This window comes from bacterium, from assembly GCA_021372775.1.
In the GTDB taxonomy this organism is placed as follows: domain Bacteria; phylum Acidobacteriota; class Polarisedimenticolia; order J045; family J045; genus JAJFTU01.
In genome coordinates this window covers 1-11,839 of the sequence record JAJFTU010000150.1, presented here as the reverse complement: position 1 = coordinate 11,839, position 11,839 = coordinate 1, and the positions used below count along the sequence as shown (strand labels likewise).

Annotated in this window: 11 protein-coding genes; 6 read left to right on the top strand and 5 right to left on the bottom strand. The window is 74.4% G+C overall.

Features of this window, described 5'->3' with window-relative positions; translation table 11 throughout:
* Positions 1–238: 238 nt before the first annotated feature.
* On the bottom strand, positions 239–958 hold the full coding sequence (locus LLG88_05035; protein ID MCE5246272.1) for a M50 family metallopeptidase: 720 nt from the start codon (positions 956–958) through the stop codon (positions 239–241).
* A 156-nt stretch (positions 959–1,114) separates the two neighbouring features.
* Complete coding sequence (locus tag LLG88_05030) at positions 1,115–2,023, bottom strand: Hsp33 family molecular chaperone HslO (GenBank protein ID MCE5246271.1); 909 nt, start codon at positions 2,021–2,023, stop codon at positions 1,115–1,117.
* Positions 2,024–2,188: 165 nt separating this feature from the next.
* Here LLG88_05030 and LLG88_05025 point away from each other — a divergent pair, with 165 nt between their 5' ends.
* Positions 2,189–2,725, top strand: a complete 537-nt coding sequence (locus LLG88_05025; protein ID MCE5246270.1) for a YbjN domain-containing protein — start codon at positions 2,189–2,191, stop codon at positions 2,723–2,725.
* Positions 2,726–2,824: 99 nt separating this feature from the next.
* On the opposite strand, the gene LLG88_05020 is transcribed toward LLG88_05025, so the two are convergent.
* Positions 2,825–3,598, bottom strand: a complete 774-nt coding sequence (locus LLG88_05020; GenBank protein MCE5246269.1) for an HAD hydrolase-like protein — start codon at positions 3,596–3,598, stop codon at positions 2,825–2,827.
* Between the two features lie 52 nt (positions 3,599–3,650).
* Positions 3,651–4,790, bottom strand: coding sequence for an S-methyl-5-thioribose-1-phosphate isomerase (gene mtnA, locus LLG88_05015; GenBank protein MCE5246268.1), 1,140 nt, complete (start codon positions 4,788–4,790; stop codon positions 3,651–3,653).
* A 185-nt stretch (positions 4,791–4,975) separates the two neighbouring features.
* Here mtnA and LLG88_05010 point away from each other — a divergent pair, with 185 nt between their 5' ends.
* Entirely contained in the window at positions 4,976–6,469 is a 1,494-nt protein-coding gene (locus LLG88_05010; protein ID MCE5246267.1) for a glycosyltransferase, read from the top strand.
* Between the two features lie 324 nt (positions 6,470–6,793).
* On the opposite strand, the gene LLG88_05005 is transcribed toward LLG88_05010, so the two are convergent.
* On the bottom strand, positions 6,794–7,915 hold the full coding sequence (locus tag LLG88_05005) for a hypothetical protein (GenBank protein MCE5246266.1): 1,122 nt from the start codon (positions 7,913–7,915) through the stop codon (positions 6,794–6,796).
* Positions 7,916–8,121: 206 nt separating this feature from the next.
* Here LLG88_05005 and LLG88_05000 point away from each other — a divergent pair, with 206 nt between their 5' ends.
* The 4 genes from LLG88_05000 to LLG88_04985 all read left to right on the top strand — a co-directional run.
* Positions 8,122–8,577 (top strand): MGMT family protein, encoded by a 456-nt coding sequence (locus LLG88_05000; protein ID MCE5246265.1) that lies wholly within the window; start codon positions 8,122–8,124, stop codon positions 8,575–8,577.
* Positions 8,574–9,335: a bifunctional nicotinamidase/pyrazinamidase gene (gene pncA, locus LLG88_04995; protein MCE5246264.1), complete on the top strand. Its 762-nt coding sequence runs from the start codon at positions 8,574–8,576 to the stop codon at positions 9,333–9,335. The genes LLG88_05000 and pncA overlap by 4 nt, the downstream gene beginning before the upstream one ends.
* Entirely contained in the window at positions 9,332–10,504 is a 1,173-nt protein-coding gene (locus tag LLG88_04990) for a nicotinate phosphoribosyltransferase (GenBank protein MCE5246263.1), read from the top strand. The genes pncA and LLG88_04990 overlap by 4 nt, the downstream gene beginning before the upstream one ends.
* 428 nt (positions 10,505–10,932) lie before the next feature.
* Positions 10,933–11,839: IS110 family transposase (locus LLG88_04985; protein MCE5246262.1), on the top strand; the 907-nt coding region annotated here is incomplete at its 3' end.

The following is an 11,839-nucleotide window of genomic DNA, read 5'->3' as shown; positions in this document are numbered from 1 at the left end:
ACTGGCGAGCGCGTGAAATCGCCCGGTTGGTGGGGGTTCCGGGCTTGCCTCAGCCGCCGTCAATGTATCCCGCTCAGTCGCACCGCGCAAAATTCCCTACAGGTTTTTTCGTATCAACGGAATCGCCTCTGACTGTTATACGTCCGGGCGGGGCGAATCGCCCCAGATTCCGCCGCGTCCCCCGAATTTGCTTCGGGGGGAAGGCCCTCCGACCGAATCAGTTTTTCCTGACCACTTCTCAGAAAAGGCGGCCGGAGAATTCCGCGACGGCGGCCCACGCTGCCCGAAGCGGCGGCTGGCCGTCCGTCCAGACGTGGGAGGCCCAGGCGAGGGCGCCGCGGGGACCGGAGGCGAGGAGGTCGAAGAGGAGGCCGTGGAGGGCGGCGCCGACGACGACGATGAAGACGAAGCTGAAGACGTAGCCGCGCTTGCCGACGTCGCTGCGGGTCGCTTCGCCCGAGCCGGCCGAGGCGAAGCGGCGCTTGGTCCAGGCGACGCGGGTTTCGCGGAGGGCGCTCCCGACGTGGTAGCCGAGGGTCGCGCCGAGCGCGAAATCGCACCACGGGAACCACGCGGGCGGGAAGACGGGGCGCAGCAGGGCGCCGATCAGCGTGAAGGTCGGCGCGACGTAGGGGGCGAGGCCGATCAGGTCGTCGGCCGCCTTGCCGCCGAAGCGGCCGCGGTAGCGGACCTCGCCGCCGGAGCGGCGGACGACGAAGCCGGTCACCAGCCGCAGGCAGAGGAGCGCGAAGAGGGCGTGCGTCAGCTCGTGCTCGAAGATCTCGAAGGTCGGCCAGACGCGGCGCAGGAACAGGACCTCGAGCAGCAGCCCGGCCGCGAGGCCGCCGGCGAGGTACGGGAAGTGCGGCGCGGCGGAGAGCGCCCACCCGGAGCGCCACAGCTCGAGCGCCACCCCGGGCGCGGCGAGCAGCAGAATGACCGTCGTCAGGAAGCGCACGGTCCCGTCCGCGGCGGCCGCGAAACGTCGAGCGTCGGGCGCGCGACCCGACGCGCCTCGCCGCCGCGGCTCGTCGCTTCGAGGATCACGCGCGTCCCCAATGGCCGCGACGCGGATTCGCCGCGCTCAGGAGCGGGACGCGAGTCGCTTCGAGGATCACGCGCGCGCCGCGGGAGGCGCCTCTCGCTCCAGCTCCAGCAGCAGGCGCGCCAGATCGTCCCGCGGCACGTCGTAGGCCGTGCGGCAGAATTCGCAGACGATCCGCGCCGGGCGCGATTCCGCGTCGCGCATCAACGCGCCGACTTCCTTCGCCCCCAGCAGCTTGAGCGCCCGCTCCACCCGGTCGCGGGAGCAGCCGCAGTGGAAGCGGACCGGCGTCTCCTCCTCGACCTTGGCCGTCGCGGCGAAGATCTCGTCGATCCACTCCGCCGGCCCCGCGCCGGCCTGCATCTTCCGCGTCAACTCGCCGAAGGCCGAGAGGCGCGATTCGAGCACGATCGCCCGCTCCTCGGAGAAGCCGGGCATCAGCTGCACGAGCAGCCCGCCGGAATGCAGCACTCGGCCGTCGGCGGCGACGCGCACGCCGAGCAGCACCGCCGTCGGCGTCTGCTCCGAGTCCTTGAGGTAGGTCGCGAGGTCGAGGCCGATCTCGCCGCCCGCGAGCGGCACGACGCCGCGGTACGGCTGGCCGAAGCCGAGATCGCGCGCCACGGCGAGCGTTCCCTCGCGCCCGACGGCGGCACCGACGTCGAGCTTGCCGTTCGGCTTCGGCGGCGGGTCGGCCGCGGTGTTCTTCGCCGTCGCGCGGACCCAGCCCGCGGGCGAGGCGGTGGCGATGATCTTCCCCGCCGGACCGTTTCCCTCGATCTCCAACGTGACGATCGGCTCCTTCTCCGTCACCTTCTCCAAGGAGGCGGCGAGGAGCAGGGCGCCGGTCGCGGCGCGCCCGAGCGCGGCGGTCATCGTCGGCGAGGCGGAGTGCACCGTGCGCAGTTTCTCGGCCACGCCGGTCGTCTCCACGGCGACGACCCGCGCGCCACCTTCGGCGGCGATTGCCCGCAGCATCCGATCCATCTTCGTCGGCCCCGTTTGTCGCGCGTCCGGCGACGGGCAATGATTATGGACGGAGACCGGCTCGACGCTACGGCGGCGGCGAAAGGTGCGGTTGACGCCCCCCGCCAAGCGCCGTCAACTTGAAACGCGGAACGCGGCGGAACGAAGGTGCGCACAGTGGGCAAATGGTTCGGTGGCTGGAAGTTGCGTCTGACGCGACGCAAGGGGGACGTCGAGGCTCCCGCGAAGGGACCGCTCGCCAACGGCGGCGGCCCGCGGATCGAGTTCGCCCACGCCGCGCACCGAATGGTCTACGAGAAGGTCCGCCTGATCCTGCGGCAGCTCTTCGGCGAGCTCGCGGCGCCCGATCCGGTCAAGCCGCTGTTCGTGCTCCGCTACGGCCGGGCCACCGTGCACATCTACGTGGACGCCTGGGGGGACGACGACGCGAGCGTCGGCGTCTTCGCCTGGGTCGCGGGGGGGCTGCACGTGACCGGGGAGATGGCCTCGCACTTGCTGCGCGAGAACACGCTGTACCGCTACGGCGGCTTCGCCGTGGACACGGACGGCGAGCTGATGTTCCGCTACAGCGTGCCGGGCGCCACCTGCTCCAAGGACGAGCTGAAGTCGGCGGTGATGGCGGTCGCGGTCTCGGCCGACCGCGCCGACGAAGAGGTCCTCAAGCGCTACGGCGCGGCGCGCATCGAGGCGTAGCCGCGGGCCGCGGCGCCGCGCGGCCCGACGGGCGCCGCGCAGCGGAGAGTCGGCGGAGTCGGGCGCGTCCGCGCTCGGGCGCGCAACGGCGGCGACGGCTCAGAGCGCGTCGGGAAGCTGCGAGACGTCGTCCAGCACGAGCGTCGGCGGCGGCGCGACGCGGTCTTCGTCGCCGGGACGGTACTTGCCGGTGCGCACCAAGATCCCCGCGCCGCATCCGGCGGCGACCGCGCCCGAGGCGTCGAACTCCGCGTCGTCCCCGACCATCGCGAGGTCCGCCGGCGAGAGTCCCAGTTCGGCCGCGATCTCGGCGAACAGCAACGGCGACGGCTTGCCGAGGTTCTCCCAGCGGACGTTCGCGGCGTAGCCGAGGAACGCGGCGAGCGGGCCGAGGTCGGTCAGCAGGCGGCCGCCGCGGCGGAAGACGCGGTTCTGCTGGAGCGAGTAGAGGCGCGCCCCGCCGAGCAGCGCCTCGACCGCCGGCGCGAGATCGGCGATCGCGCGGTCGTGGGCCTCGGTCGCGACGAGCACGGCGCGCGCCTCGCCCGGCGGCGCCTCGCGGAACCACGCGAGATCCCCGCGGGCCTCGGGCTCGCAGAGCAGCACGCCGCAGTCGTCGCCGCGCGCGGGCAGGACGCGCCGCGCGAGCGAGACCGGCGTGACGACCGACTCCTCCGGCGCGTCGAAGCCGAGGTCCGACATCCAAGCCGCGAGCGCGCTCCGCGGCCGCGAGGTCGTGTTGGTGACGAAGCGCACCGGCACGCGGCGCGAGAGTTCGCGCACCGCCTCCACGGCGCCCGGGAGCGCCGGCCCGCCCACCCCGTCGGCGAGCGTGCCGTCGATGTCGAGCAGGACGGCGCGGGCGCGGATCATCGGCGTTCTCCCTCGCGCCGGGCTGCGGACGCGCGGTCGGCGCGGGCGCGGATCACTGCTGGTCGGCCTCGCCGTCCGCGGCCGGATCGGCGGCGGGAGCGGTTTCGGCGGCGGTTCCCTCCTCGGCCGCGGGCGCGGGCGCCTCGTCCTCGATGCCGAGGGCGTGGGCGAGCGAGCGGGCGAACGGCGCGCGGTGGATCCCCTTCTCGGTCACGATCGCCGTCACCAGCTCGGCCGGCGTGACGTCGAACGCGATGTGCCGCGCCGCGATCCCGTCCGGCGCGACGCGCTGCCCGGCGAACGAGAGGACCTCCTCGGGGTCGCGCTCCTCGATCGGGATCGCGGCGCCCTCGGGGCAGTCGGCGTCGATCGTCGCGGTCGGGGCGACGACGTAGAACGGCACGCCGTGCCGCCGCGCGAGGACCGCGACCATGTAGGTGCCGATCTTGTTGGCGACGTCGCCGTTCAGGGCGATCCGGTCGGCGCCGACCACGACGAGGTCGATCTCGCCGCGCGCCATCAGCGCGCCGGCCATGTTGTCGCTGATCAGCGTCGTCGGGATCTCGTCCTTCTGGAGCTCCCACGCCGTGAGCCGCGCCCCCTGCAGCCACGGGCGCGTCTCGTCGGCGACGACGCTCACCCTCTTGCCTTCGGCGACCGCGGCGCGGACGACGCCGAGCGCGGTGCCGAAGCCGGCCGTCGCCAGCGCCCCGGCGTTGCAGTGGGTCAGGATCCGCGCGCCGTCCGGCACGAGCATCGCGCCGTTCTTCCCCATCTCCTGATTCGCCGCGAGGTCCTCGTCGCGCACCGCGCGCGCCGCCGCGAGCGCCGCCGCCGCGGCCGCCGCCGGCTCGTCGCCGGCCTCGAGCGCCTCGCGCGCCGCGGAGGCGACCCGCTTCGCCGCGACGCGCGGATTGACCGCCGTCGGACGCGCCGCGACGACCTCCTGCACCGCCGCGTCGATCGCCGAGAGGAACCCCTCCGCCGGCCGTTCCCGCGCGGCGAGCGCGGCCAGCGCCACGCCGCCGGCCGCGGCCACGCCGATCGCCGGCGCCCCGCGCACGACCATCTCCTTGATCGCCGCGGCGACCGCGGCCGCGTCGGCGCAGCGGACGTACCGCTCCTCCCGAGGCAGCAGGCGTTGATCCAGAAGTTCCACCGCGTCGTCCAACAGGCGCACCGGCTCGATCATCTCAAGGCTCCTTGTGTCCGCGTCCGAAGGGGGTCGCGCCGAACCGCCGCGGCGCCGTCCCCGCCCGGCGGCGCGGCGCGATTCCGCCGCGCGACGCCGGCAAGGCGGGTATTATCGCCGCCAAACGGCCCAAGCCATAACGGGCCTTCCGAGAGCCGACCATGCCGCCAGCCGAACGTCCTCTGTTGTCCTTGTGCCTGATCGTCCGCGACGAAGCGGAGCGGATCGGGCGCTGCCTCGACGCGGCCCTGCCGATCGCCGACGAGATCGTCGTCGTGGACACCGGCTCGACCGACGGGACGGCGGCGATCGCCGCCGCCAAGGGGGCGCGCGTCGTCCCGTTCGTCTGGATCGACGACTTCGCCGCCGCCCGCAACGCGGCGCTCGACGCGGCGCGCGGCGACTGGATCCTGATGCTCGACGCCGACGAGGTGCTGGAGCGGCCGCGGCGGGAGCGCCTGCGGAAGCTGCTCGCCGAGGCGCGCGAGCCGGCCTTCACCGTGGAGATCGTCTCGCCGCGCGGCGCGGGGCGGGTGGAGACGGCGCGCATCGCGCGCCTCTTTAGGCGCGACCCGCGCCACCGCTACGAAGGGCGGATCCACGAGTCGGTGCTCGGCTCGATCTGCCGCGCCCTGGGGCGCGAGACGATTTCCCCCGAGGCGTCGGGGCTGCGGGCGCGGCACGAGGGATACGCGCCGGAGCTGGCCGCGGCGCGCGGCAAGGAGGAGCGGAACCGACGCCTGCTCCTCGCGGAGATCGAGGACAAGCCCGACGATCCGGGGCCGCGGTTCCTCTTCGCGCGCGAGAACACGCCGGCCGCCGGCGGCGACGTCCTCGACCTCCCGCTTGCGCGGCAGGCGCTGGCGATCGTCGCGCCCGCGGCCGACGAGCTGCTCCGTCGCGAAGGATGGGCGATCGTCGAGCCTGCGGCGGCCCTCGCGGCGCGCCTCGCGTCCGCGTGCGGCCAGAGCGAGCGCGCGTCCGAGTGGCTCGTCGCGCTGCGCCGCCGAGCCCCGTCCAGCGCGCGCGGCGCCTACGCCGCGGGCGAGTCGGCCTTCGTCGGCGCCGCGGCGATCCAGGTCGGAGGGGAGGCGACGCGGCCGACCGGCGAAGCGACGCAGCCGATCGGCGAAGCGGACGCGGCCGCCGCGCGGCCGACCGGCGCCGCGGATGCGCCCCGAGGGGCGCGCGAAGAGCTGTTCGCCGCGGCGGCGGCCGAGTTCCGGCGCGCGCGCCAAGGGCGCGACCTCTGCACCTCCGCGCCGTCGGAACGAGAGCTGCGCGATGAGTGGGCGCCGGCGCGGGAGGCGCTGGCCCGGCTGTTCTCGGGCGAGCCGGCCGCCGCCGAACGCCTCGCGCACCGCGCCGGCGTCGAGCCGCGCCTCGTCGAGGCGACGCTCGCCGCGCGTCGAGACGAGCCCGCGGCGGCGCTCGACGCCGCGCTCGGCGCCGTCAAGGCGGAGGCGCAGGATCCGCGCGGCTGGTTGGCTTTGGCGTTGGTCTTCGCCGCGCTCGGCGAGACGGCGCGTTCGGCCGAAGCGGCGGACAAGGCGCTCGCCGCGGCGCCCGGCTGGAGCGCCGCCGAGGCGGTGCGCGCCGGCGATATCGACGACGCGCGCCTCCCCGTGCCGCTCGCCGCGCTGCGCCTCGCGCTGCGCACCGCGCCGCCGCGTCCCTGACGACCGCCTGCGACGAGGCGATCGCGCACAGCCCGACGAACGCGCTCGGCGACGGGCGTGTAAGGGCGGCTGGCGCGCCGCAACGGTCGTTCGCCCGCGGACGATTCCTCCGCGCCTGCCGCCCGACCTGAACACCGCACCCGTCTGCCTTCGGCCCCTCGGCGAGGCGGGGCCGACATAGAACGCGGGCCGCGGATCTGGTCCGCGGCCCGCGTGTATCGATACGTCAAGGCGTAACGGCAAGGTCGCGCGGGGTTCGCGTCGGGCGGCAGGCGCGGTGGAGGCGCCGTCGTTCCGACGTGAATCGGAGCGCGCCAGCCGCGCCTACGGGTTTTCCGGTTGAATGGGCGGAATCGGCGGAACCGGAGGAATCGGCGGGACCGGCGGAACCTCGGGCGCGGGCGGCGCGATCACCGTCTCGTCCGGCGTCGCGGACGCCGCGGGCGGCATCAGGGTCGGGTCGAGCGTCGTCAGGAAGACCAGCGACGCGGCGCGGAAGAAGACCGGCACCGGGCAGGTGATCGTCGCGCCGATCCACGCCAGCGCGAACGCGAGCACCGCGCCGATCGGGAAGGTGACGATCGCCGTGATCGGGAACTTGATCGTCAGCATGAAGAGCCCGACCAGCCCCGCCGCCGGCAGGCACCACACGATGCAGAGGCAGCAGAACGCGAGCATCGCCGCGAGATGGGCCCCGATCGAGAGGCCGATGCAGGCGACGGTGTAGAGGGCGGTCGCCCCCCTGTTCGCCTTGACGAGTTCCCACGCCGAGCGGAACGCCTGCCCGAACCGCTCGCCGCGCAGCCAGACGTACGGCACGACGAGGTGGTGCGCGAACGCGTCCACCAAGGCCCACAGGATCGCGATCGGCAGGAGGACGACGACCGCGAGCAGGATCATCCCGATGGCCGCCGCGGGGAAGTGGTCGGCGTTCAGCGAGCCGCCGACGGCGCCGAGGATCGCGAGGACGAAGGCGCCGATGACGAGGAGCAGCCCGATCCGCATCCCCAGCAGGAAGAGGAAGTACGGCCGGCCGAGCGCCTTAGAGCGCGCGAAGACCCCGCGGATCTGCGGGCGTCCGGAAACGACGCCGTCGAGGAAGACGCCGCGGAACCGCGCCTGGAAGTAGAGCCAGACGATCCCGAGCGCCAGCAGGAGGACCACGCCCGCGACGATCGCCGTCACGAGCCCCGGGCCGACGTCCGGCGGCGTGAAGTCGAACTCCCTGTGCGCGTGGTCGCCGAAGTTGCCGCCGTTGAAGTTGGGGCCGCCGCCGCCGATCCCGACGACGCCGGCGAGCAGCGTCAACAGGCCCCAGCCGATCCACGTCCGGAGCCGCGCGTCGGGCCCCTTGAACAGCAGATGGACCATCCGCTTCCAGCCTTCGCCGATCGCCCGGCCGACGACGGTCGAAGCATCAGGACGCACGAACGGGGTTGTGGACATCGTCTCTCCTCGCCGGAGTGGATCCGGCTGAGTTGATCATAGCAACGAGACGGGGACAGATGCGCCCGGCGTCGCCAGCGGTTGCCCGCCGCGCGCGGACGGGTGGTTTCGGCGCGCGGGCGGCGCCCCCGTTCCCGCGTAGGATCATGGGCGCGGCGGACGGGGCCGACGCCGGACCCCGCCGCGCCCGCGGCGCGGAGGAAGCGATGGCGGAACGAGAGCGCGGCGCGCGGACGAGACGGAAGCCGGCGCCGGCCGCGGGACGACGCGCCGAGGACGACGCCGCGCCCGCGCGGCCCGGTCCGTTCGCCGCGGTCTACGCCGTCGTGCGGCAGGTGCCGCGCGGCCGCGTCGTGACCTACGGGCAGATCAGCGCGCTCCTCGGCGGCGTCATCTCGCCGGCCGCCGTCGGGTGGGCGCTGCACGGCTGCCCCGCCGGCACGCCGTGGCAGCGCGTGGTCAACGCGCGCGGCGGCCTCTCGACCGAGCGGCTGCCGGACGCCCCGCCCGGGCTGCAGCGGGCGCTCCTCGAGGCGGAAGGGATCGAGTTCCGCGCCGACGGCACGCTCGACCTCGCGCGCTTCCGCCACGAGCCGACTTCGCCGACAATCGAGCGCCGCCGCGGCAAGGGGAGCGACGCGCGAAAGGGAGCGAAGCGATGACCTCCGGCGACCGCGCCCCGGATGCGACGACCGCCGCCGACGCGTCCCGTCCGAACCGCGCCCCGGAAGCGAAAGCCGAGCCCGCCGCCGCGGCGCCCCGCCTCGACCGCGCGCGCGCCGCGCTGATCCTCGTGGACCTGCAGCCCGACTTCATGCCCGGCGGCGCGCTCGCCGTGCCCGCGGGGGACGAGGTGATCGCGCCGTGCAACCGCCTCGCCGCCGCAGGGCGGTTCGGCATCGTCGTGGCCACGCAGGACTGGCATCCGGCGGGACACATCTCGTTCGCCTCGAGCCATCCCGGCCGCCGCCCGTTCCAGATCATCGACCTCTACGGCCGCGCGCAGGTCCTGTGGCCCGACCACTGCTTGCAGGGCTCGCCCGGCGCCGCCCTCCACGCCGCGTTCGACGCGGCGCGGGCCGAACTCGTGCTGCGCAAGGGCGCCGACCCGCTCGTAGACTCCTACAGCGCCTTCCGCTCCAACTGGAACGCCAACGGCAAGCGGCCGCCGACCGGCCTCGCCCAGTTTCTGCGGCAGCGCGGCGCGCGCGCCGTCGTGCTCGCCGGGCTGGCGCGCGACTACTGCGTCCTCTGGAGCGCCGAGGACGCCGCGGCCGCCGGCTTCGACACCATCGTGGCCTGGGACGCCACGCGGCCGGTGGACGCGGCCTCGGACGACGCGACCCGCGCGGCCCTGGCCGCCGCCGGCGTGCGCGCCCTCGACTGCGCGGAGATCCTCCGCGCGGAGGACTGCCCGTGAGCGAAGACAAGCGGCGGTTCTGGATCGCGACCGAGGAGGAGATCCGCTCCGGGCGCGTCGCCGACGTCTACTTCGACAACACCGTGCGCGTCCTCGAGGCGGCCGGGCGCGACCCGCTGGTGGCCGCGGAGGTGCGCGCGCGGCGCCTGCCCAAGGACGGCGCGTTCGGCGTGCTCTGCGGCATGGACGAGGTCGTGGCGCTGATGGACGGCGTGCGCGGCGTGGACCTCTTCGGCTTGCCCGACGGCTCGGTCTTCGCGCCGGAGGAGCCGGTGCTGACGCTCGTCGGCCGCTACCGCGCCTTCGCGCGCCACGAGACGGCGATCCTCGGGCTGCTTTGTCAGGCGTCGGGGATCGCCACGGCGGCGGCGCGCTGCCGCGCCGCGGCGGCCGGGCGCGGCCTGCTCAGCTTCGGCGCGCGGCGTCAGCATCCCGCGCTCGCGCCGCTGATCGAGCGCGCCGCCTACGTCGGCGGCGCCGACAGCGTCTCGTCGGTGATCGGCGCCGAGCTGCTCGGCCGGCGCGCCAGCGGCACGATGCCCCACTCGCTGATGCTCGTGATCGGCGACACGGTCGAGGCGGCGCGCCTCTTCGACGCCGCGGTGGACCGCGAGACGGCGCGGATCGTGCTCGTGGACACGTTCCGCGACGAGGCGGACGAGGCGGTGCGCGTGGCGCGCGCGTTGGGCGGCAGGCTGCAGGGGGTGCGGCTCGACACGCCGGCCTCGCGGCGCGGCGACATGGCGGCGATCGTGCGCGACGTGCGCTGGGAGCTCGACCTGCGCGGCTTCGCCGCGGTCAAGATCGTCGCCAGCGGCGGCCTCGGCGAGAACGAGATCCGCGCGCTGAGGGACATCGTCGATGCGTTCGGCGTCGGCTCGGCGATCTCGCGCGCGCCGGAGATCGACTTCGCGATGGACATCGTCGAGGTGGACGGCGAGTCGCGCGCCAAGCGGGCCAAGCACGCCGGCCGCAAGGAGCTGTGGCGCTGCCCGATGACCGCGGAGCGGAAGGTCCTTCCCGCCGGCGCGCCGTGGGAGCGGCCCGCCGGCTTCCCGGCGCCCGAGCCGCTGATCGCGCCGCTGATCCACGACGGCCATCCCGTCGCCCCGCCGCAGGACGCGGAGTCGGCGCGCTCGCGCGCCAAGGCCTTCCCCTCCCCCTTCTGACGATCGCCGTCGTTCGACGGCGGCGCCGTGCGATTTCGCGACGACCTTCCGCGCCCGCGCCGCGCCTGCCGCCCGAGGCGGCCCTGCCGAAACCGGGCGCGGGGGCGTCTTGCGCGGATACACGACGATCGTGACTCGTAGGGGCGGCTGGCGCGCCGATCACGTCGTCGAAACGACGGCGCCTCCATCGCGCCTGCCGCCCGAGGCGATTCACGGGCAATCCTGCCTTTCACGACGAAAGGCAACGTTGCGCGGGGTCCACGTCGGGCGGCAGGCGCGGAGGAATCCTGAGCGGCGACACGGTGATCGTGACTCGTAGATGGGATGTGAAGGAATTGAAGAGAAGTGGCCGGTCATCCGTCCGCAATCACCGAGATCGGTGTTGCATTGGGGATGTTGGGTAAACAAGCCCAAAGAGGAGACCGGCCATGACGCAGACTAGCACGGGCGACGCGGAGCGGACGATCGGATTGGACCTCGGAGACAAGTGGTCTGAGTACGTGGCGCTGGACGCGGACGGGCAGCGCGTCGGGGCGGGCCGGGTGCGTTCGACGGCGGAGGGGTTCGCGCAGCTGAGCGCGCAGCACGCGGGGGCGTTCGTGGTGATGGAGACGGGGACGCACTCGCCGTGGGCGGCGCGGCAGTTCGAGGAGGCGGGCCATCCGGTGGTGGTGGCGAATTCGTCCGAGCTGGCGCTGGTGACGTCGAGCGTGCGCAAGTCGGACCGGCGGGACGCGGAGATCCTGGCGCGCCTCGGGCGGGCGGACGCGGAGCTGCTGCATCCGGTGGCGCAGCGGCAGCCGGAGACGCAGCAGCGGCTGGCGAAGCTGCGGGCGCGGCGGGCGATGGTGCGGGCGCGGGCGGAAATGATCAATTCGGTGCGGGGCACGGCGAAGTCGCTGGGGACGCGGACGGCGTCGTGCTCGACGGACAGCTTCCACGTCAGGGCGCTCGCCGGGACGTCGCCGGAGCTGCGGGACGCGGTGAAGTTCGAGATCGCGTCGATCGCGGCGCTGACCGCGCAGATCCTCCTGGCGGAGGCCGAGCTGGAGGCGATCGCGGCGTCGATGCCGGCGGTGGCGGCGATGCGGCAGGTGCCGGGGGTCGGGCTGATGATCGCGCTGACCTTCGCGCTGACGATCGAGGACCCGGCGCGCTTCGCCCGGCGGCGCGACGCGGCGGCGTACTTCGGCCTGGCGCCGGGACGGCGGCAGTCCGGGGAGCGCGACCCGAAGATGGGGATCACGAAGCGCGGCAACGCGGAGGCGCGGTCGCTGCTCGTGCAGGGGGCGCACTACATCCTCGGGGCGCACGGGCCGGACTGCGCGCTGCGGC